The organism is Caniella muris, assembly GCF_943193035.1.
Lineage (GTDB): Bacteria > Actinomycetota > Coriobacteriia > Coriobacteriales > Atopobiaceae > Granulimonas > Granulimonas faecalis.
Map to the genome: position 1 here is coordinate 813,857 of NZ_CALPCK010000001.1, position 20,559 is coordinate 834,415.

The 20,559-nt window shown below is 71.7% G+C and carries 15 protein-coding genes and 1 tRNA gene; 2 read left to right on the forward strand and 14 right to left on the reverse strand.

The features are described 5' to 3' along the window. Positions 1 to 38 precede the first annotated feature (38 nt). The 6 genes from NFR49_RS03665 to tgt form a co-directional block, all read right to left on the reverse strand. The gene (locus NFR49_RS03665) at positions 39 to 1,001 is read right to left on the reverse strand and encodes a helix-turn-helix transcriptional regulator (RefSeq protein ID WP_251158303.1); all 963 of its coding nucleotides are present in this window, start codon (positions 999 to 1,001) and stop codon (positions 39 to 41) included. 699 nt (positions 1,002 to 1,700) lie between these two features. Beyond that, positions 1,701 to 1,786, reverse strand: a tRNA-Leu gene (locus NFR49_RS03670). Positions 1,787 to 1,842: 56 nt separating this feature from the next. After that, positions 1,843 to 2,523 (reverse strand): MBL fold metallo-hydrolase, encoded by a 681-nt coding sequence (locus tag NFR49_RS03675; protein ID WP_251158304.1) that lies wholly within the window; start codon positions 2,521 to 2,523, stop codon positions 1,843 to 1,845. Position 2,524: 1 nt separating this feature from the next. Then, positions 2,525 to 4,870 carry a RelA/SpoT family protein gene (locus NFR49_RS03680; RefSeq protein WP_251158305.1) on the reverse strand — a complete coding sequence of 782 codons (2,346 nt, stop codon included), beginning with the start codon at positions 4,868 to 4,870 and terminating at the stop codon, positions 2,525 to 2,527. 34 nt (positions 4,871 to 4,904) lie between these two features. Next, a complete protein-coding gene (gene recJ, locus NFR49_RS03685; protein WP_251158306.1) occupies positions 4,905 to 8,228 on the reverse strand; it encodes a single-stranded-DNA-specific exonuclease RecJ in 3,324 nt (1,107 codons plus the stop codon). A gap of 126 nt (positions 8,229 to 8,354) precedes the next feature. Beyond that, a complete protein-coding gene (gene tgt, locus NFR49_RS03690) occupies positions 8,355 to 9,503 on the reverse strand; it encodes a tRNA guanosine(34) transglycosylase Tgt (RefSeq protein ID WP_251158307.1) in 1,149 nt (382 codons plus the stop codon). Between the two features lie 142 nt (positions 9,504 to 9,645). Here tgt and NFR49_RS03695 point away from each other — a divergent pair, with 142 nt between their 5' ends. After that, positions 9,646 to 11,085, forward strand: a complete 1,440-nt coding sequence (locus tag NFR49_RS03695; protein ID WP_251158308.1) for a coiled-coil domain-containing protein — start codon at positions 9,646 to 9,648, stop codon at positions 11,083 to 11,085. Between the two features lie 450 nt (positions 11,086 to 11,535). Here NFR49_RS03695 and queA read toward each other — a convergent pair whose 3' ends face one another. The 3 genes from queA to NFR49_RS03710 all read right to left on the reverse strand — a co-directional run bounded on the left by queA (position 11,536) and on the right by NFR49_RS03710 (position 13,948). Further along, positions 11,536 to 12,696 carry a tRNA preQ1(34) S-adenosylmethionine ribosyltransferase-isomerase QueA gene (gene queA, locus NFR49_RS03700; RefSeq protein WP_251158309.1) on the reverse strand — a complete coding sequence of 387 codons (1,161 nt, stop codon included), beginning with the start codon at positions 12,694 to 12,696 and terminating at the stop codon, positions 11,536 to 11,538. 77 nt (positions 12,697 to 12,773) lie between these two features. Then, positions 12,774 to 13,376 carry an epoxyqueuosine reductase QueH gene (locus NFR49_RS03705; RefSeq protein ID WP_251158310.1) on the reverse strand — a complete coding sequence of 201 codons (603 nt, stop codon included), beginning with the start codon at positions 13,374 to 13,376 and terminating at the stop codon, positions 12,774 to 12,776. Then, complete coding sequence (locus NFR49_RS03710) at positions 13,373 to 13,948, reverse strand: DUF3267 domain-containing protein (protein ID WP_251158311.1); 576 nt, start codon at positions 13,946 to 13,948, stop codon at positions 13,373 to 13,375. Before NFR49_RS03710 ends, NFR49_RS03705 begins: the two co-directional genes overlap by 4 nt. Before the next feature lie 66 nt (positions 13,949 to 14,014). On the opposite strand from NFR49_RS03710, the gene NFR49_RS03715 reads away from it, so the two are divergent. After that, positions 14,015 to 16,069 carry a class I tRNA ligase family protein gene (locus NFR49_RS03715; protein ID WP_251158312.1) on the forward strand — a complete coding sequence of 685 codons (2,055 nt, stop codon included), beginning with the start codon at positions 14,015 to 14,017 and terminating at the stop codon, positions 16,067 to 16,069. A 372-nt stretch (positions 16,070 to 16,441) separates the two neighbouring features. Here the strand turns inward: NFR49_RS03715 and NFR49_RS03720 are convergent, their stop codons facing one another. From NFR49_RS03720 to NFR49_RS03740, 5 genes are all read right to left on the reverse strand, one after another. Next, positions 16,442 to 16,909 (reverse strand): zinc ribbon domain-containing protein, encoded by a 468-nt coding sequence (locus tag NFR49_RS03720; RefSeq protein ID WP_251158313.1) that lies wholly within the window; start codon positions 16,907 to 16,909, stop codon positions 16,442 to 16,444. A gap of 200 nt (positions 16,910 to 17,109) precedes the next feature. Beyond that, positions 17,110 to 18,270, reverse strand: coding sequence for a lactaldehyde reductase (gene fucO / locus NFR49_RS03725; protein WP_251158314.1), 1,161 nt, complete (start codon positions 18,268 to 18,270; stop codon positions 17,110 to 17,112). Positions 18,271 to 18,317: 47 nt separating this feature from the next. Then, complete coding sequence (locus NFR49_RS03730) at positions 18,318 to 19,205, reverse strand: dihydrodipicolinate synthase family protein (protein ID WP_251158315.1); 888 nt, start codon at positions 19,203 to 19,205, stop codon at positions 18,318 to 18,320. 67 nt (positions 19,206 to 19,272) lie between these two features. Then, on the reverse strand, positions 19,273 to 19,728 hold the full coding sequence (locus NFR49_RS03735) for an RbsD/FucU family protein (RefSeq protein ID WP_251158316.1): 456 nt from the start codon (positions 19,726 to 19,728) through the stop codon (positions 19,273 to 19,275). A 9-nt stretch (positions 19,729 to 19,737) separates the two neighbouring features. Beyond that, positions 19,738 to 20,559 carry an amidohydrolase family protein gene (locus NFR49_RS03740; protein WP_251158317.1) on the reverse strand — a complete coding sequence of 274 codons (822 nt, stop codon included), beginning with the start codon at positions 20,557 to 20,559 and terminating at the stop codon, positions 19,738 to 19,740.

Below are 20,559 nucleotides of genomic sequence, written 5' to 3' on the forward strand. Positions count from 1 at the left end.
GGCGGGGCGCCCGTCTTTGCGCGACCGGTGCGGGAGGCTCACTCGTCGGCCATGAAGGCCGAGGTCAGGCAGCTCACCACGCCGCAGGTGATGCCGCCGATGGGCCACGCCAGCCAGAAGAGCGGCGTCTGGTAGCCCGGCACGAACAGCATGACGAGGCCGACGAGGGTGGCCACGAGCATGACCGCGCCGCAAAGGCCGCCCGTGACGCGGTCGCGGCGGCTGCGGGGGCCGAGGGCGCCCTCCGCCTCGGCGCCGGCGTTGGCGCTGTTGTAGGTCTCCACGTCCATGCCGCCCCAGAGCATCCCGCCCAGGACGATGGAGCGGACGCCCACGGCCACGAGGCAGAGCATGAGGCCGCCGGCGAGGTCCTCGAGGCAGAGGTACTGGTCCACGACGACGCACACCGCCACGCCCAGCAGGATGAGGGCGATGCCGGCCACGAGGCGGCGGGTGAGGAGGGTGCGGCAGGCGGTGCGGTCCTCCTCGGTGTAGAAGTCCTCCACGAAGGGGTGGCTGCGCACGAAGGCCGAATGCCGGATGCCCGCCGGCACCACGAGGGCGATACCCGCGGCCACGAGGCCGAGCACCGGCAGGACGCCGAGGACGTCGACGAGACGGTGGTCGATGTCGGCGAGGCGGCCGAGGGCCTCGAGGAGCGCCGAGCAGGCCGGTCCGAGGATGAAGCAGGCCACGGCCGCGGAGACGGACCGGGCAAAGGAGCGGCGCTCCTCGTCGTAGCCGCAGACGTCGGCGGGGGCGGCGTCGGGCATGGCAACCGTGGGCTCCGCGGGGCGGGAGGTGAGGTCGCCGCAGACGAGGTCGTCCAGCGTGCAGCCGAAGATCTCGCAGATCTTGAGGAGCTTGTCCATCTCGGGGTTGGACTTGCCCGACTCCCACTTGGTGACCGACTGGCGGGAGACGCCGAGGAGCATGGCGAGCTGCTCCTGGGTCATGCGGTGCGCGGCGCGGAGGTGCTGGACGTTCTCTCGGAAGCTCATGGGTGTCCTTTCGGGCGGCGGGAAACGCGACGGCACCCACGATGGGGTTGCGGGACCCACGATTCTACCAACCGCTGGATGCTTTCTTAAGCGACCGGGAGGCGCCCGGGGGTAGCGAACCGCAGGTAGCGGGGTTGCAAGGTGGAAGGCGCAGGGTCTGGGGGGCGGGAGGCCGGGCCCCGGGCCGGGATGCGAGGGTGCTGGGCCCCGGGGCGAGATGTCGCCGACCCATGGCCCCGCACGGCATCGGGCGCCGCCCCTTATCTCGGCCGTGCGCGACAGGGCCGCCCTCTAGGGGCCCCCTGTAAGGACCCTTTGGCGCAAGCCCGCGTTGCCGTGCGCCCTTTAAGAGGATTCTGCCGCAAAGTGGTCTTGGAGGGTGGATTTTGGCGCCCGAGGCAGCCTCGATGCGCGACCTGCCGCCCCGTACGGGGCACTTGCCGCAAGACCCCGTTACAGGGCGCCCCTACAGGGTGGCCATGGCGCGCACGGCCCCGCCTGGACGGCGGGGGGGGAACCAACCGTCGGAAAAATGGGACAAAAGTGTCCGGGTGGTGGGACAAAAGTGTCCGACCATTGGGACAGCCGCCGATGTCGAAAACCCGGCCGTTCCACTGCATTCCCTTGAGCGCCCGGAAATGCATACAAGAAAAGAAAGCTCCCGGCGCCAAAACAGGTGCCGGGAGCTGCGTGTTCTCATGGTGCCCGAGGTGAGACTCGAACTCACACGGGGTTGCCCCCAGGGGTTTTTGAGACCCCCGTGTCTGCCATTCCACCACTCGGGCGGGCCCAGCCATTCTAGCAGAGGCGCCGCAGGCCCACGGCCTCGCCCATCTCGCCCCTACCGGCTGGCCCGGCCGTTGAGGTAGGGGTTGTCCCGGAGCTCGTCGGCCATGGTCGTGGCCTCGCCGTGGCCGGGGAGCAGCACGGTCTCGGGCGGGATGAGGCCCTTGAGGCGCTCCAGGGTCTCCCCCATCACCTCGGGGTCGCCGCCCACGAGGTCGGTGCGGCCCACGGTGCCCTTGAAGACGGTGTCGCCGGTGAACGCGATGCCGTCGCCCAGGAGGATGACACCGCCCTCGGTGTGGCCCGGGGTCTCGATGACGGCCATGGTCACGCTGCCCACGGTCACGGTGTCGCCCTCGCGGAGCAGGCGGGAGGGCTCGGGGGCATCGTCATCGTAGGCGATACCCAGGCTCCCCACGCCGCCGGCGTGCATGGCGCGCTCGGCGTCGCCCGCGCCGATGGCAAAGGGCACGTCGCCGCCCAAGGCCTCGAGGAGCGCGGCCACGCCGCCCACATGGTCGCCGTGGCCGTGGGTGGCCACCACGAGGTCCACGGTGACGTCGGACAGCTGCCCGGCGATCCCGGCGCCGCAGAAGCCCGGGTCCACCACCATGGCGTGGCCGTCGCTCACCAGCGCGTAGCAGTTGGTCTCTATGGGACCCACGGTGAAGGCGCGGATCTCCACATGGGAGTCCTCGGGGTCCTCGATCTCTCGCTCGTCCATGGGTTCGGCCATGTCAGGCCCTCCTCTTCATCTGGTTGGCACCCTCGCCGGGCATGATGCGCCGCGCGTCGTAGACGCTGGGCACCCGGCTGACGGCGGCCAGGAGGGGGTCGAGCAGGCTCGCGTCGGAGATGAGCACGAGGAAGCGCAGGCGCGCGAGGCCCGACGAGGTCACCTGGGTGGCCGCCGAGAGGATGTTTCCCCCGGCGTCGGCCAGGGCAATCGTCACGTCCTTGAGAAGGCCGATCCTGTCCGTGGCCTCCACGACGATCTCGACCTGGAACTGCGTGGCCCCGCTGGTGTCCCAGGCGACGTCGATCATGCGCTCGGGGTGCGCCATGAGGCCCTTGACGTTGGGGCAGCTCGTGCGGTGCACGGAGACGCCGCGGCCGCGGGTGATGAAGCCCACGATGTCGTCGCCGGCCACGGGGTTGCAGCAGTGGGCCAGGTGCACGAGGAGGTCGGGGTCGTTCTTCACCACGACGCCGCAGTTGGAACGCTTGCGCTCCTGCTGGCGGCGCGCCCGGTTGGCGCCGTGGGTGGGCAGCATGGGGCGGTCCTCGGAGAAGACCCTCTTGAACTCCTCGGCCTCCTCTGCGGCCTTCTTGGCGGCGGCGAGCTGGGCCGGCGATCCCTCCTCGAGCACGTTCTCCACCTTGTTGGCCACCGACTTGGGCGAGAGCTTGTTGGACCCGATGGCGGCGAAGAGGTCGTCGGGCGTCGTGAACTTGAGCGTCTCGCACACCTTGGCGATGGCGCGCACGGAGCGCCTCGTGGAGATGCCGTAGCCCTTCTTGCGCAGCTCGACGGCCAGCATGGAGCGGCCCGACTCGGCGTCGGTGCCCTTGTTCACCGAGGTGAAGTACTTGCGGATCTTTGCCCTCGCCGAGGGGGTGCGCACGATGTTGACCCAGTCGGCCGACGGCTTGGAGTTGTTGTTGGTGAGGATCTCCACACGGTCGCCGGTCTGCAGGTGGTAGGTGAGCGGCACCACGGCGCCGTTGACACGGGCGCCCACGCAGTGGTTGCCCACCTCGGTATGCACGGCATAGGCGAAGTCCAGGGGTGTGGAGTCGCGCCTGAGGCTCATGACCTCGCCCTTGGGGGTGAAGATGAAGATCTCGTCGTCGAAGAGGTCCACCCGGAGGTCCTGGAGGTAGCGGCTCGGGTCGTCGATCTCGCCCTCCACGGCCCAGTCCAGGCTGCGGCGGATGTGGGAGATGGTGAGGTCGATGGACTGGTCGCTGGAGCTCATGGCGCCGCTTGAGTTGCCCGAGCTCTTGTAGAGCCAGTGGGCCGCGATGCCGTACTCGGCCTGCTCGTGCATCTCCTTGGTGCGAATCTGGATCTCGATGGGCCGGGCGTCGGGACCGATGACCGTGGTGTGGAGCGAGCGGTACAGGTTTGGTTTGGGCGTGGCGATGTAGTCCTTGAAGCGCCCGGGCAGGGGGTGCCAGAGCGAGTGGACCGAGCCCAGGACCGAGTAGCAGTCCCCCACGGTCTCGGTGATCACCCGGAGGGCGATGAGGTCGTAGATGTCCGAGAAGTCCTTGTTCTTGCGCTGCATCTTCTGGTAGATGGACCAGAGGTGCTTGGCGCGGCCCGTGATCTGGTAGCCGGAGAGGCCCGCGCCCTTGAGCTCGTCGTCCAGCACCTTGATGGCCTCGTCGGTGGCCACGAGGCGCTGCTCGCGCGACTCCTGGACCATGCGGGCGATGCGCTGGTACTCCTCGGGCTCGAGGTAGAAGAAGGAGAGGTCCTCTAGCTCCCACTTGACGGAGCTGATACCCAGGCGGTCGGCCAGGGGCGCGTAGACGTCCATGGTCTCGCGGGCCTTGAACTGGCGGCGGTCGGGCTTGAGGGCGGCGAGGGTCCGCATGTTGTGGAGGCGGTCGGCCAGCTTGATGATGACCACGCGGATGTCCTTGGACATGGCGAGGAACATCTTGCGCAGGTTGAGGGCCTGCTTCTCGTCGGTGGAGCCCACGTCGATGTTGGTGAGCTTGGTCACGCCGTCCACGAGGTCGGCCACGGTCTGGCCGAACAGGTCCTGCAGCTGGTCCTTGGTGGCCGGCGTGTCCTCCACGGTGTCGTGGAGGAGGGCCGCGCACACGACGTCGTCGTCCATGCGCAGGTCGTGGGCCAGGATCAGGGCCACCTCGACGGGGTGGTTGATGTAGGGCTCGCCGCTCCGGCGCTTCTGCTCGGAGTGGAAGTCGGCCGCGAAGAGGTAGGCCTCCTCGACCTTGGCCATCTGGGCCGGCGTCATGTACAGCTCGCACGTCTTTCTCAGCTGGCCGTAGTTGTCTGCGCCCACTCTCGGGGTGGCGTGGACGCCCTGGACCTCCGTGCTATCCATGACCTGCCCCTCCCCTCGTTTTTTACGGTTGGGTTCAACTATCGCACAGAACCCCGAAGGTGGGGGCGATGGGGCGGTCGATGTGCTCGGCCAGGGCCTCGGCCGGGGCGTGCAGGACCCACTCGGAGAACGTGCGGAACCCCTCCCGGCTCCGCTGCCCCTCGCGGTAGCGCACCGACGAGGTGAGCTCCATGTGGCCCGGGCTCTGGGCCATGGAGAGGCGCCGGCCGTCCCCGAAGCCCTCCTGGGAGCAGAAGCCGAGCTCGCTGAAGACGCCGATGCCCGAGGAGACCGCGGCCTCGGTGAGCCCGGCGCCGCCGGGGAGCGTGCGGGCGAGGTCGAGCACCTGGCCGTCGGACTCGGCCACGGTGCCGCCGCTCGGGGCGCCCAGGGTGCGCAGGGCCCGGTAGAGGGCCACGAGGGCCTCGCGGGCCGGCGCGGCCGAGGAGAGCACGGCGTCGTTGGTGGGGGCGTCCGCGGGGCCAAAGAGCGCGTGGACCCAGGCCGGGCGCCCGTCTCTGCCGGCGCGGCCGCTCATCTGGTTGAACTGCACGGTGTCGAAGGGCAGCGACCAGAGCACGACATGGCGGACGTCGGGGAGGTCGACCCCCTCGCCGAAGGCGGAGGTGGCCACCACGCAGCTCACCCGGCCGGACCGGAAGGCCCGCTCCACGGCCACGCGGCGGCCGCGGTCCAGGCCGCCGTGGTAGAAGGCCACGCGGTGGGCGAGGTCGGGCAGCCGGTGCCGCAACTCGCGGGCGACGGCGCAGGCGGCGTCGCGGGTGTTGACGTAGACGATGCACCGCTCCCCCGACGACGCCACGGAGGCGGCGTAGGCGCCCCGGTCGCGGAGGCCGCGGTGGTCCACCACGGAGAGGTTGGACCGCACGGTGCGGTCCACGACCACACGGTCCACGGAGAGCAGCCGGCAGACCTCCTGGGCCACGGAGTCCGACGCCGTGGCGGTGGCGGCGAGCACCTGGGGCGACCCGAGGAGGGACAGGACCTCGGGCATGTCCTGGTAGGCGGCGCGGTCGCCGCCGTGACCCATGGCGGCGTGGTGGGCCTCGTCCACCACGACGAGGCCCACGCGGCCCGAGGCGGCGAAGCGTCTTCGGTGGATGGAGAGGAACTCGGGCGTGGTGAGCACCACGTCCACCGAGCCGTCGGCGAGGCCGGCGAAGGCGGCGTCGCGCTCGTGGGCGGGGGTCTCGCCCGTGAGGACGCGCACCCCGATGCCGAGCCCCGCGAACGTGTGCTCGAGGTGGAAGGCCTGGTCGTTGACCAGGGCACGGAGCGGGAAGACGAGCACGGAGGCCCGTCCGCCGGCCACGGCCAGGCGCGCCGCGTGGAGGTGGAAGACGAGGGACTTGCCGCGACCGGTGGCCATGACCTCGAGGACCGACTGGCCCTCGGCCAGCATGTCCAGGGCGGTGGCCTGGGCGGGCAGCAGGTCGCGGTCGCCGATGAGGGAGCGGCGCAGGGCGTCGGTGAGCCCGGGGGCGTCGAGGGCCGCCAGGCGGGCGCGCTCGGACGCGGGGTCGGGGCCGTCCTCTGCGGCGTTGCCGCCGTCCGCGGCCGCACCGGGGGCCGGCGCGTCGTCGGGGCACGCGGGGCCCTCGCCCCCGTCCCCGCCGTCGCCGGGGGCGCCGTCGCGGTAGAGGATGTCGCGCACCATGAGCTTGACCTTGGAGCGGCCCTGCCAGGTCTCCACCACGGCCTCGAACACGAGGTCCACGGCGCCCTCCCAGGAGAGCGCCCGCTCCACGTCCGGGGCGCGGAACATGATGGCCGCCACGGAGCTGGCGCCGTCGCTGGCGAAGAAGCGCACGTGCTCCCCCGTGGCGCCCACGGCCGCGGCGGAGCACATGGTGACGCCGCGCACGGCGAGGAGCGGTTTCTTGTTGCCCTGGCCGAAGGGGCGCAGGAGGTCGAGGCCCTGGACCACGGGCATCGTGAGCTCGTCGAGGGTGACGACACAGGCCACCTCCCCCACCGAGGCGAACTGCTCCGGGGGCAGGGCGGAGAGCTCCCCCGAGAGGCGGTCGCGAAACTCCGGCAGGCGGTCGGCCGGCAGGGTGACGCCCACGGCGCCTGCATGGCCGCCGAACCGCGTGAGGAGGTCCGAGCAGCCCTCCACGGCGTGGAAGAGGTCCACGGACCCCACGGACCTGCCCGACCCGCGCGCCTCGCCGTCGGCCACGGAGAACAGCAGGCAGGGCACGTGGTAGCGGTTGACCATGCGGCTGGCCACGATGCCCTTGACGCCCTCGTGCCACCCCTCGCCTCCCAGCACGAGGCAGGGCCCGCCGTCGTACTCCTCGGCCGCCCGGGCCGTCACCGAGGCGGCCATGGACGCCTCCGTGGCCCGACGCTCGTCGTTGATGGCCTCCAGGCGGCCCGCCAGCGTGGCGGCCTCCACGGGGTCCTGGGAGACGAGCAGGTCGAACGCCACGTCGACGTCGCCCATGCGCCCGGCGGCGTTGAGGCGTGGGACGAGCGAGAACGGCAGGTCGTCGGCCTCGATGGAGGAGAGGTCGGCGCGGCTGGAGGCGGCGAGCGCCACGAGGCCCGGCCGGGAGGTGCGCCGCATGGACGCGACGCCGTCGGCCACGAGGGCGCGGTTCTCGCCCACGAGCTCCATCATGTCGCTCACGGTGCCCAGGCTGGCGAGGTCGGTGTAGCCGCGCCAGAGGTCGGGCCGGCCCAGGCGGCGGCCCAGCTCACAGACGAGCTTGAGCGCCACGCCGGCGCCGGCGAGGTCGCGCGACGGGCTCTCTGGGTCGAGCTTGGGGTCGGTGACCGGCACGCCCCGGGGCACGGAGGAGCCGGGCTCGTGGTGGTCGGTCACCACGACGTCGATGCCGCGGGCGACGGCGGCCGCCACCTCGTCGGCGCTCGCGATGCCGTTGTCCACGGTGACGACGAGGTCGGGCGAGCAGGCGGCCGCCACGCGCTCGAGGGCGGCGGCGGAGAGGCCGTAGCCCTCCCCGAAGCGCCGGGGGATGAACGCGTGGACCGTCGCGCCGAGGTCGCGCAGGGCCAGGGTGAGCAGGGCGGCGGAGCTCATGCCGTCGACGTCGAAGTCGCCGAAGACCGCGACGGTCTCCCCGTCGCGCACGGCCCGCTCCACGCGGTCCGCCGCCTGCGCCATGCCCGGCAGGTCGAGCGGGTCGAGCCAGTCGCGCCCGAGGGACGGCGTGAGGAGGCGCCCCACGGCGTCGAGGTCGGTGAGGCCGCGGGCGGCCAGCACGCGGGCGACGAGGGCCGGGACGCCGAAGGCCTGGCGTATGGCCTGCTCGACGGCGGGGTCGGCCTCGAGGACGCGCCACCGGTCGCTCCGGTCAAGCCCTGCCATGGCACACCGCCCTCCCCGGGCCGCGGCCCGCCTCTCGTGGTCTTTGAGTATGCCACGACGACGGCGCCCCGCCGTGGAAGCCGCCCCGCCGGGTCGGAAGCGCGGCGGCCGCGCGGGGTGCGGGGCCTAGAAGTCGCGGCGGCCGTCGAGGCGGTCGCGGTACTCGGCCATGAAGGCTCCGTAGCGGCCGTCGAGGATGGCCTGGCGCGCACGGGCCATGAGGTCGAGGAGGTACCACGTGTTGTGGAGCGACAGCAGGATGCCGCCGAGCATCTCCCTCTGCTTCACCAGGTGGTGGATGTAGCTGCGCGAGAAGCCGCCCGCGCAGGCGGGGCAGCCGCAATGCTCGCCGATGGGACGGGGGTCGGCGCGGTGGCAGGCGTTCTTGAGGTTGAGGCGCCCCTCGTCGGAGAAGGCCGTGCCCGTGCGCGCCGTGCGGGTGGGCAGCACGCAGTCGAACATGTCCACGCCCACGCCCACGCCCTCCACGAGGGTGGTGGGGTTGCCCACGCCCATGAGGTAGCGGGGCTTGTCGCGCGGCATGTACTCGCCGGCGAGGGGCGCCAGGGTCTCGAACATGACGTCGTGGCTCTCCCCCACCGAGTAGCCGCCGATGCCGTAGCCCGGGAAATCGCCGATGTCCTCGAGGCGCCGGAGGCTCTTGAGGCGCAGGTCGAGGTCCATGCCGCCCTGGACGATGCCGAAGAGCGCCTGGTCGGGCCGGGTGTGGGCCCTCCAGCAGCGCTCGGCCCAGGCGCTCGAGAGGTCCACGGCCCGCTCGAGGTAGGAGCGCTCGCAGGGGTAGCCGGGGCAGACGTCCAGCTGCATGCAGATGTCGGAGCCGAGGAGCTCGGCGATGCGCATGTTCTCCTCGGGCGTCCAGGTGACGTAGGAGCCGTCGTAGTCCACGGCGCGGAAGGTCACGCCGTCGTCGGACAGGCGCACGTGGTCGCCGTGGGAGAAGACCTGGAACCCGCCGGAGTCGGTGAGGATGGGGCCGTCCCAGCGCTCCCAGGCGTGCAGGCCGCCCATCTGGGCGACGAGCTCGGCGCCGGGGCGCATGGCCAGGTGGTACGTGTTGGCGAGGATGATCTTGGCGCCGAGGTCCCGCACCATGGAGGGCATGAGGCCCTTGACGGTGGCCTTGGTGCCCACGGGCATGAAGATGGGGGTGGGGACGTCGCCGTGGGGCGTGTGGAGCACGCCGGCCCGCGCGTGGGTGGCGGGGTCCTCGGCGACGACGTCGAAGGTGAAGGGGAAAGGCTGCTGGCTCACGGGTCCTCCAGAGTGTTCGCGGTGGGGCCAGTCTAGCAGCGGCGGCCGGTGCGGCGGGGGCGGGGAGGCAGGCCCGGCGGCAACGCGGCGCCGGGGCGGGTACAGTGGTTCACATACGGATGGAACGGCTTTGGGAGGTCCCATGGCGGACAATGCCGGGCAGAACGGGCAGGCGCAGGACGACCTGCGGGGCACGGACGTGACGGAGGACCGGGCGGACGCGGCCGCGGCGGCGGAGGACGCCCCGGGGACGGGCGGGCACGCCGTGGACGGGCCGGCCGGCGACGGCGGGACGGCCGCCGGGGACGACGCCCCTGCGGCTGATGACACAGCGGCGGATGGCGCGGCTGATGGCAGCGCCCCCGACGACGGCCCCGAGGCGGGCGCAGCCCCCGACGTCGTGGACCGCGCCCGCAAGGCCGCAGGTACCGTGGCCGACAGCGCCCGCAAGGCCGCGGGGGCGCTGGGCCAGGAGACCGTGAGCGGCTGGAGCGCCATGCGCGCCGTGAGCCAGGCCAAGCGCGCCCACGGGGAGGCCGCCGACCGCCTGGCCGAGCTCAAGGCCACCATCGAGGAGGACAGCCGCACGCTCGCCCACCGCCGCGAGGTGGAGGAGACCTACGACGAGCTCGTCGCCAGGCAGACCGCCGCCCTCGAGGCGGCCCGTCGGGCGCAGCGGGACCTCTCGGACAGGATCGCCGCCGCCGAGGCGGAGGTGGGGGCCCGGGAGGGCGACCTCGAGGAGCTCAAGGCGAGGAACGAGCGCGACCTCCGTCCCTACAAGAACCTTGCGGACAGCTCTAAGTCCACGGCCGACGACGCCGCCCGCACCCTCTCCGAGGCCAAGAAGGCCGCCAAGACGGCCGATGGTGCCGTGCGCGACCTCACGAAGAGGCGCGACTCCCGCGTGGCCACCGCCAACAAGGCCGCCGACAACGCCCGCCAGCGCCTCACGCGCCTGCAGTCCGAGATCTCCTCCATGCAGCGCGACCCCGACGCCGACCCGAAGCAGCTCTCCTCGATGAAGGCCGAGGCCACCGCCGAGATGGCGCGCCTCTCCCGCGCCCAGGACGACGCCAAGGCCGCCCCGGGCGAGGCGGCGCCCGCCATCGAGGCCGCCGAGGCGCACCTCGCCGACGCCCGCAAGGTCCTGGAGGGGGCCGAGAGAGAGGCCGACTCCGCCAAGAAGGAGGCCAAGAAGCGGGCCCGGGACCTCGACCGCGAGCAGGAGCGCGCCAAGGCGGCGGAGGCCGACGCCGAGGACCTGCTCATCGAGGCCCAGAAGCAGGTGCGCACCCTCAAGCAGGACCTCGCCGCGCAGCAGGAGGCCGAGTCCCAGGCCCAGGCGACCCTCGACGAGGCCGCCGACATCGTGGCCCACCCCGAGGAGACGGGCGCCCTGGCCGACCGCGTGGCCGACAACAGCGCCGCCGCCGAGCGCCAGGAGATCCATGTGCAGACGCTGGCCGACACCGAGCGCGACCTGCGCCAGCGCACCCTGCGCAGCCGCGTGGCCTTCATCCTCGTGGTGGTGGCCGCCGTCATCGTGCTGGCGGTGCTGTTCATGGCGTTCTCCGCCTAGGGCCTCCCCCGGCGGCGCCGCGCTGGGGTGGCCACGCGGGCAGCGCGGGTGCCGAACCATGCCAAAGGCCTCTCCGGCATGGGTTCTCCCGTCCGAGAGGCGCCCAGACCCATGCCGAAGGCCCCTCCGGCATGGGTTTTCTGATGCCTGCCGCCCCAAAACCATGCCAAAGGCCCTTCCGGCATGGCGGTGATACTTCAATGATGAAATAGGCGAAGTGACAGATGGGCCAGGCACCACTGTCACGGAGCCGAGCGGTACTCGCCGAGCCCCGGCCCCCGAAGAGCACCCCTAGGCCCTCCCTGCAGCGGGGTCACAGGCGGTCCTGCGCTTTGCATCAAAGGGGGCGACCTCTCGGCCCGCGGCCTGTATCGCCAGATACGGGCCGCGGGCCGAGCCGGAGCCCCCGTGGTGCAAAGCGCCGGACCCAGGAGGCGAAGGCCCCGCAGCCTACCTGATGAGCATGGCGTCGCCGAACGACAGCATGCGGTAGCCCTCGTCCACGGCCTCGCCGTAGGCGGCCATGATCTGGTCGCGCGTGGCAAAGGCCGAGACCAGCATCATCAGCGTGGAGCGGGGCACGTGGAAGTTGGTGACCATGGCGTCCACCACGTGGAAGGTGGAGCCGGGCATGAGGAAGAGGTCCGTGGTGGCGTCGCGTCGCTCCACGAGGTCCCCCCTGCCGCACACGGCGGCGGAGTCGGGCGCGTCCTCGAAGCGGCGCGCGACGACGGCGGGGCTGTCGGCCGGCGCCTCGGGGTCGAAGGCGCTCTCGAGGGAGCGCACGGACGTCGTGCCCACGGCCACCACGCGGTGCCCGGCGGCCTTGGCGGCCTTCACCCTCTCCACGACCTCGGCCGGCACGTGGTAGCGCTCGGTGTGCATGACGTGGTCGGCGGGGTCGTCCTCCTCCACGAGGCGGAACGTGTCGATCCCCACCTCGAGCTCCACGAAGCACATCCCCACGCCCCGGGCTGCGAGGCGGTCGATCAGGGCCGGCGTGAAGTGCAGGCCGGCCGTGGGTGCGGCGGCGGAGTGCTCCTCGTCCATGGCGTAGACGGTCTGGTACTTCTCGGGGTCGCCCTCGTAGGAGGTGATGTAGGGGGGCAGCGGCACGTGGCCCACGGCGTGCATGGCCTCGTCGAGGGTGCGGCCGCCGGCGGGCGAGAAGCGCACGAGCCGGCCGCCCTTGGAGCCCTCCACGAAGTCCAGGACCTCGCCGGTGAGCACGACCTCGGCACCCTCGGGGGCGTGGAGGCCGCCGGCGCGGTACTCGATGACGGCGCCGGGCTTGAGGCGCTTGCCCGGGTTCACCAGGCACTCCCAGACGCCGCCCAGGGGGTCCACATCCTCGCGGCGGCGGAGCAGCAGCGTCTCGGAGACGGCGCCGGTGGGCTTGCGCCCCACGAGGCGGGCCGGCAGCACACGGGTCTTGTTGGCAACGAGCAGGTCGCCCGGCTCCAGGTAGTCGACGATGTCGGTGAAGGTGCGGTGCTCCACCGAGCCGTCCTCGCGGTCCAGCACGAGGAGGCGGCAGCTGTCGCGGGGCTCCGCGGGGGCCTGGGCGATGAGGGCCTCGGGCAGGTCGTAGTCGAAATCGTCGGTCTTCATGGCTTGGCTCCCTGGGACGCGCGGCAAAACATGAGGGTTATACCACCGATGCGCGCCGGAAGCCTCCCGGGGCGCCGTCACGTCCTGGCCCGGGCCCCCTCGCGGCGGCGCCGGCGCTCCTCGCGGGCCTCGGCGCGCTCGAGCGCGGCCTCCACGGCCGAGAAGCGGCAGCCGCAGTAGTTCTGCCGGTACATGCCCAGCTCGCGCGACCGCCGCGTGGCCTCGGGGTAGGCCGGCCGGAAGTCGCGCACCACGGGCTCCAGGCCGTGGGCGCGGGCGCAGGCCACGAGCACCTCGTCGCAGGTGTCGTGGAGCTGGTGGGGCGACACGGCCAGGGTGGTGGTCACCAGCGAGAAGCCCCGCTCCCGGGCGGCGCGGCACGTCTCGGCCAGGCGCAGGGCGTAGCAGGCGCGGCAGCGGGCCCCCCGGTCGAATCCCTTGGGCGCCACGGCGCGCTCCCAGAGGGTGCGGTCGTCCCCGCAGGTCACGACCTCGATCCCCTCCCCCTCGGCCCATTCCAGGAGGGTGGCCAGGCGCCGGTCGTGCTCGGCCACGGGCTGGATGTTGGGGTTGGTCCAGAAGACCGTGGGCTCCATGCCCTCCTCGCGGAGCAGCCGCACGGGCTCCAGGGAGCACGGGCCGCAGCAGGCGTGGACGGCGACCGGCACCGGCGCGCTCACCGCTCCCCCTCCCCCACGGGTGCGGGGCCGGGCGCCACGAGGTCGTAGCCCCGGGCGGTGTCGCGCACGTAGGGGGCCTCCGCCGCAGAGACGCGCCGGGCCATGACGAGGTCGCCCGTGCAGCCCGAGAGGTGCAGCCAGAGGCAGGTGACGCCGGCCAGCGGGACGTCGAGCAGCGCGCCGCCCGCCAGGAACGCGGCCGAGAGGAGCACGGCCGGGGCGAGCAGCACGGCCACGAACGAGCGGCGCGGCAGCACGGCGCCGTCGGCGCAGGTGTAGAGCATGCCCGGCGGCATGTAGCCGAACCGCAGCCTGAGGCCGCGGCCGCCCAGCAGCTTGAACGCCGCCCCGTGGACGAGCTCGTGCACCGGCAGCGCCACGGCCGAGACCAACGCCACCGCGGCGAGCCAGGGGACGCCCACCGCCTCCACGGGCGTGGCGACGGCGAGGAGCACGTCGAGGACCAGGCCTGCGGCGACCACGACGAGGGAGCCGCGGGCCACGGAGGCCAGCCAGGCGTCGTCTGCCGTGAGGTCGAAGGACTCGACCGTCGTCATCCCCAGGTCGCGCACGGCACCTCCCGATGGGCCATAATGGACGGGTTGACCACACGATACGCGACCACCGCGAGGTATGCCATGCCCACTGCCAACCGCCCCTCATTCCCTGCCCGCGCCGTGGTGACGGCCGGCATGCCCTACGGCAACAAGGGCCTGCACTTCGGCCACATCGGGGGCGTCTTCGTCCCCGCGGACTTCTTCGCCCGCTTCCTGCGCGACCGCATCGGCGCCGAGAACGTGCTGTTCGTCTCGGGCACCGACTGCTACGGCTCCCCCATCATGGAGGGCTTCCGCAAGAAGGCGGAGAACGGCTACGAGGGGACCATCACCGACTACGTCGCCGCCAACCACGAGGCCCAGAAGGCCGCGCTCGCCAGCTACGAGGTGGCCCTCGACTTCTACGGCGGGTCGGGCCTGGCCCCGGCCAAGGACGTCCACGCCGCCATGAGCGACGCCGTCATCCGCCGCCTCCACGAGGCCGGCACCCTCAAGCTCCGCGAGACGCTGCAGTTCTACGACGTCGAGGCCGGGCAGTTCCTCAACGGCCGCCAGGTGCAGGGCTTCTGCCCCGTGCCGGGCTGCAAGTCCGAGAAGGCCTACGCCGACGAGTGCGACCTCGGCCACCAGTTCGAGCCGGCCGACCTCGTGCGCCCCGTGAGCCAGGTCACGGGCACCGTGCCCGAGCTGCGGCCCGTGGCCAACTGGTACTTCGACCTGCCGGGGTTCCAGGACTACCTGGAGGGCCTCGACGACGACTGGGAGACCGACGACCAGGTGCGCGACGTCGTGGTCAAGACCGTGCGCGAGTCGCTCGTGCCGCCGGCGATCTACCTCAAGTGCGACCTGCGCGGGGAGTTCGACGCCGTGGCCGCGGAGCTCCCGCCCCACACGGTGCACGAGCCCCAGGGCAGGCAGCAGTCCTTCTCGGTGGAGTTCGCCGACTGGGAGGCCCGGGACCGCGCCCGCGAGGTGCTCGACGGCGCCGGCCTGCGCTTCCGCACCGGCAAGTGCCTGCTGCCGTTCCGCATCACCGGCAACATCGACTGGGGCGTGCCGGCGCCGGCCATGGACGGCGTGGACGGCCTCACGGTGTGGTGCTGGCCCGAGTCGCTCTGGGCGCCCATCTCGTTCACCGAGACCGTGCTCGGCGAGACGCCCGAGGAGCACGCCGCCAACGCCACGCTGCCCGGGGCGGTGCCCGACACCCACGCCAGGGCGGACTGGCGCGACTGGTGGTGCGCCGACGACGCCCAGGTCTTCCAGTTCATCGGCCAGGACAACATCTACTTCTACTGCGTGGCCCAGCCGGCCATATGGAAGGCCCTCGGGTGGGGCCTGTTCCAGGACACCCCCGTGGCCAACTACCACATCCTTTTCATGAACAAGAAGGCCTCCAGCTCCGGGGCCGTCAAGCCGCCCATGGCCGCCGAGCTGCTCGACTTCTACACGCCCGAGCAGCTGCGCTGCCACTGGCTGTCGCTGGGCCTGGGCGCCAAGGCCGTGTCGTTCGCCCCCAAGCCGTTCGACACGAGCGTCTCCCACAAGGACAAGAAGACCGGCGAGGAGGTCCTGGTCAAGGACGACCCCCGCGTGGTGGACCCGGCCCTGAAGGAGAGTGCGTTCCTCACCAACATCTTCAACCGCCTGGCGCGCTCCTGCTTCTACGGCGCCCAGCGGCACCTGGGCGGCCGCCTGCCCGAGGTGGCGCCGGGCGAGGAGACCGTGGCCGCCTGCGACGAGGCCACCCTGGCGTTCGAGGAGGCCATGCACGGGCTCGACTTCACGCGCGCCCTCTCCGTGGCCGACGCCTTCGGCCGCGAGGCCAACCGCCGCTGGGACGCCGCGTCCAAGGCCGCCAAGGACGACGAGGACGCCTATGCCGCCGCCCTCGCCGACGCCTTCCGGAGCCTGCGCACCCTGACGCTGCTCATGCACCCCGCCGCCCCCACCGGCTGCGAGAAGGTCCGCGAGCACCTGGCCGTCCCTGCCGACCTGCTGTTCTCCTGGGACCACGCCTTCGAGGGCGTCACGGAGCTCGTGGGGGCCATGGGAGAGGCCGCGGCCGACCACAAGCTCGTGGAGCTCCCGCCGAGGACCGACTTCTTCGAGAAGCACCCGAGCCAGTACCGCTGAGCCGGTACCGCCGAGACGGGCCCTCCGGCGAGGGGACCCGGGCGGGCATCGTCGGGTCGATCAAGGGCGGCCCCCGCACCTCGAGGTGCGGGGGCCGCCCTTCCGTTGCCGTCTGTGTGGTGCGTGGAGAGGGTCTCCCCTTTCCCAGAAGCCGTCCCGAGAAGGGGGCCTGCCCCGTTGCCGCGCCGGGCCTTCCCAGAATCCAAAACGGGAAGGCCCTTTTCCCCGGAGAGGTTCCCGGAAACCCTTCTGGGAAGGAAAAACTTCCCAGAAGGGTTTTTGGGAAGGACGGCCCGGTGCCGCAAGGCCTTCCCGGCTTCCCAAAAGCGTTATCGGGAAGCCGACGGGGCGCGAGCGGGCGCAGGGGCCGTGCTACCCCTGCGCCGCCTCGCCGCGCCAGCGGTCGAGGTGCGGCAGCAGCGTGCCCATGAGGGAGACGGCCTCCTCCCGGGAGATGCCCATGGCGTCGGCCTCGAGCTGGGCCGTGGCCTCGATGAAGTCGTCCATGGACACGTCCTTGGCCGTGAAGTCGCCGCCGTCGTAGCAGTACTTGCAGTAGTGGTCGCTCGGGCTGCCGTCCGCCTCGGTGCCGTGGAGGGACGGGTCGGGGATGGGCATGGAGCAGCACTGGCAGTAGTACTCCATGGGCATCTCGAAGAAGCGCTCCAGCGGCACGGAGAACACCGTGCAGATGAGCTTGATCATGTCGATGCCCGGGGCCGTCTCCCCGGTCTCCCAGCGGGAGACGGCCTGACGGGTCACGTAGAGCCTGCGGGCCATCTCCTCCTGGGTGAGGCCGGACTCCTTGCGGATGGTGGCGACGACGTCTTTCATGGCCATGGGTTCCTCCCGAGGTCGTTGGTCGATGACCCCATGATGGGGGCGCGGAGGGGCGCCCGACAAGAAACGGGTTGTTGCGGAGGGGCAGGACGGCACCGCTGTCACGTGGCCCAGGCCGCCGCGGCCCGCCTCTCGCCACAGGGAAAAGGCGCGCCGGACGACGGGTCCGGCGCGCCTTCGACGCAGGGTGAGAGCAAGGGCTACATGATCTTGCGGTAGAGCCCGATGATGGTCTCGGCGTCGGCGTCGCGCGGCGTGCCGGGGAAGCAGGCGTCGGCCATGACGTCGGCGGCGAGGTCGGGGAGGTCCTCCTCGACGATGCCCTCGCACACCGTGGGGATACCCACGTCGGCACCGAGCTCGGCCACGGCAGCCACCACGAGGCGGTTCACCTCGTCGGTGGGGAGGCTGTCGGAGCCCTCGACGCCCATGGCCTCGCCGATGGCGCGGTAGCGCTCGCCGCAGGCCGGCGCGTTGTACTCGAGCCCCACCGGCAGCAGCATGGCGCAGGCGACGCCATGGGGCGTGTCGTAGCGGGCCGAGAGGGTGTGGGCCATGGAGTGGACGATGCCCAGCCCCACGTTGGAGAACCCCATGCCCGCGATGTACTGCCCCAGGGCCATGGCGGTGCGGCCGCTGCCGGGCTCGCCGCTCTCGGCCTCGGCCACCGCGTCGCGCAGGTTGCGGGAGATGATGCGGATGGCCTCGAGGTGGCACATGTCGGAGAGCTCCCAGGCCCCCTTGGTGAGGTAGCCCTCGATGGCGTGGGTGAGGGCGTCCATGCCGGTGGCGGCGGTGAGCGCCGGGGGCATGCCGGCCATCATGTCGGGGTCGACCACGGCGACCTCGGGGATGTCGTTGACGTCCACGCACACGAACTTGCGTTTCCTGGCAACGTCGGTGATGACGTAGTTGATGGTCACCTCGGCGGCGGTGCCGGCGGTGGTGGGCACGGCGACGGTGAAGGTGGCGTGGTTCTTGGTGGGGGCCACCCCCTCGAGGGAGACGACGTCGGAGAACTCGGGGTTCTCGGCGATGACGCCGATGGCCTTGGCGGTGTCCATGGAGGAGCCGCCGCCCACGGCCACGATGGCGTCGGCACCGGAGGCCTCGAAGGCGGCCACGCCGGCCTGGACGTTCTCGACGGTGGGGTTGGGCTTCACGTCGGAGAAGAGCTCCCAGGGGATGCCGGCGCCGTCGAGCACGTCGCACACCTTGGCGGCGATGCCGGCCTTGACCAGGCCGGGGTCGGTGCACACGAAGACCTTGGACTTCCCGCGGCGCAGCAGCTCGCCGGGGATCTCGGCCACGGCCCCGGGGCCGTGGTAGGAGACGGGGTTGAGAACGAAACGGTTGACCATGGGCGGTACTTCCTTCCTCTCGGCGGGCTCGGCCCGCCTGCTGGCTTTTACCGGCTGACGCCGAGGATGGAGGCGATGCGATCCATCTGGGCGTCGTCGAGCTGGACGGCAGGGTCGAAGATGCGGGTGGAGATGGGCAGCCCCTCCACGGCCACGGCCCCCTTCACGGCCGACACGAACAGGTCCGCGCACCCGTAGACCGCCATGTAGCGCGAGATCATCTGGGAGCACGCGAACGCCTCGGCGAGGTCCCCCGCCTTGTAGGCCTTGTCCATCTTGGAGAACACCTCGGGCACGGCGTTGGTGAGGCCGCAGAGCACGCCGTTGCCGCCGGAGGAGCGGTTGGCGAGGTAGTACTCGTCGAAGCCGGAGAGGACCGAGAACTCGGGGTTCACGGCCCTGACCGCGCCGATCACCTCGCGGGTGTGGCTGATGCAGTCCACGGTGTCCTTGATGCCGCAGATGGTGGGGTGGCGGGCGGCGAGGGAGGCGACGAGGTCGGGGGTGAGGTCGGTGCCGGTGCGGGCCGGGAAGTTGTAGAGGACCACCGGCAGGTCCTGGGCCTCGGCGATGGCACCGAAATAGCGCTCGGCGCACTGCGGGCTCGGCCCGAAGTAGTAGGGCGACACCGCGAGCACGGCATCGGCGCCGGAGCGCGCGGCATGGCGGGACAGCTCGAGGACGTTGGAGAAGGTGGTGTCGCCCACGCCCACGAACACCTTCATGCGCCCGGCCGCTCTCTCCACGGCAAAGGACACGGCCCGCTTCTTGTCTTCAAGGCTCACCGAGTAGAACTCGCCTATGGACCCGAACAGGAGGACGCCGTCGATCCCGGCCTCGGCCAGGTGGTCGATGTGGCGGCCCCAGAGGTCGAGGTCGAGGTTGCCCTCGTCGTCGGTCACGGTGACCGAGGGGCAGAACACGCCGTCGAACATCTAATCGCTCCTTTCATGGGCGTGCCCCGGGGCCCGGCACGCCTCGCACATGGTTCGGTCGCCGGCCCTAGGCCAGCTCCTCGTTCTCGTAGACCACGCCCTTCTGCACGATCACGTTGGCGTACTGGGCGCGCTCGCCGGTGGCCACCACCACGTAGGCCTGGGAGGCGGCCTCGTAGAAGGGGAACCGGTCGATGCGGCCCACCGCCTCGGCACCGCGCCCGTCTGCGGCGGCGACGATCCTGTCGTAGACGTCCCACACGGGGGTCTCCACCGTGTCGCCCGGGACCTTCTCCATGAGGGTGACGGGCTTCTCGACGTACTGGTCGAGGGGCACGAGCCTCAGGACGGCCTCGAGCAGCTCGGGCACGCCGTGGCCGTCGCAGCGGACCACGAGGGTGTCCTTGCCCACCGACTCGGCGGGGAAGTTGGCGTCGGCGAGGACGAGGGTGTCGCCGTGGCCCATCTCGTCCAAGGCGCGCAGCAGCTCGGGCCCGATGATGGCGGGGATTCCTTTGAGCATGGTCACTCCTTAGTCCAGCGCAGCCGGGTCGATGCCGTAGCAGGCGCAGGCGTTGTCGCAGAAGAAGCGCCCGTCGTCGCCGAAGGCCTCGCGCAGGCGGGCGAAGTGCTCGGCAAAGTCGCCGTACATGGAGACGACGGGCCAGTTGGAGGCGTAGAGCAGGCGGTCGGCGCGGAAGGTCTCGCGCACGAAGCCCAGGAGCTCCCGGCAGAAGCCGGCGTCGGCCGTCGGGAACCCCGACACCTTGACGTAGAGGTTCGGCAGGGCGGCAAAGCCGGCCATGACGTCGCGCCAGGCGTCGTCGAAGGTGTCGGGGGTCACGTTGCCGAGGTGGTTGAGCACGACGGTCTCCTCGGGCACCTGGGAGAAGGCCCTGAGGGCGTCGGGGAGCTCGGCCGTGCGGTTGCACGACTCGAAGGGCAGCCCGGCCGCGGCGAGCACCCGTAGCCCCTCGAGGAACCCCGGCTCGAGACAGCGACGGGGAGGCTCCGAGTCGATGTGGAGGGGCTCGCGGACACCCGCCGCGAAGACCGGCAGGCGCATCCAGGGCTCCACCCGGGTGCGCAGCATCGCGGCGAGGAGCTTGGGGTCGTCGGCCATGCGGTCCCACACGAGCCGGTCCTCGAGGGCCGGGTCGTCGCCGTCGACCTCGACATAGACGCCGCCGACGAAGTCCACGCCGGGAAGCCCGGCATAGGCGGCCTCGAGGTCAGACAGGTCGTAGGTGCGTGTGATGGAGCCGTCGGTGCCCTCGAGCCAGGGGAGGTTCTGACAGGAGAGGTCCCACACGTGGAAGTGGGCGTCTATGACGCGAAGTCCCTTGCCGGCCAT

What these genes read in the sequence shown, in the direction of transcription:
- NFR49_RS03735 (WP_251158316.1), bottom strand. Translation starts at nt 19,728, where the DNA reads ATGCTCAAAGGAATCCCCGCCATCATCGGGCCCGAGCTGCTGCGCGCC.
- NFR49_RS03695 (WP_251158308.1), top strand. Translation starts at nt 9,646, where the DNA reads ATGGCGGACAATGCCGGGCAGAACGGGCAGGCGCAGGACGACCTGCGG.
- NFR49_RS03680 (WP_251158305.1), bottom strand. Translation starts at nt 4,870, where the DNA reads ATGGATAGCACGGAGGTCCAGGGCGTCCACGCCACCCCGAGAGTGGGC.
- fucO (WP_251158314.1), bottom strand. Translation starts at nt 18,270, where the DNA reads ATGGTCAACCGTTTCGTTCTCAACCCCGTCTCCTACCACGGCCCCGGG.
- NFR49_RS03740 (WP_251158317.1), bottom strand. Translation starts at nt 20,559, where the DNA reads ATGGCCGGCAAGGGACTTCGCGTCATAGACGCCCACTTCCACGTGTGG.
- recJ (WP_251158306.1), bottom strand. Translation starts at nt 8,228, where the DNA reads ATGGCAGGGCTTGACCGGAGCGACCGGTGGCGCGTCCTCGAGGCCGAC.
- NFR49_RS03715 (WP_251158312.1), top strand. Translation starts at nt 14,015, where the DNA reads ATGCCCACTGCCAACCGCCCCTCATTCCCTGCCCGCGCCGTGGTGACG.
- NFR49_RS03675 (WP_251158304.1), bottom strand. Translation starts at nt 2,523, where the DNA reads ATGGCCGAACCCATGGACGAGCGAGAGATCGAGGACCCCGAGGACTCC.
- queA (WP_251158309.1), bottom strand. Translation starts at nt 12,696, where the DNA reads ATGAAGACCGACGATTTCGACTACGACCTGCCCGAGGCCCTCATCGCC.
- NFR49_RS03730 (WP_251158315.1), bottom strand. Translation starts at nt 19,205, where the DNA reads ATGTTCGACGGCGTGTTCTGCCCCTCGGTCACCGTGACCGACGACGAG.
- NFR49_RS03665 (WP_251158303.1), bottom strand. Translation starts at nt 1,001, where the DNA reads ATGAGCTTCCGAGAGAACGTCCAGCACCTCCGCGCCGCGCACCGCATG.
- NFR49_RS03720 (WP_251158313.1), bottom strand. Translation starts at nt 16,909, where the DNA reads ATGGCCATGAAAGACGTCGTCGCCACCATCCGCAAGGAGTCCGGCCTC.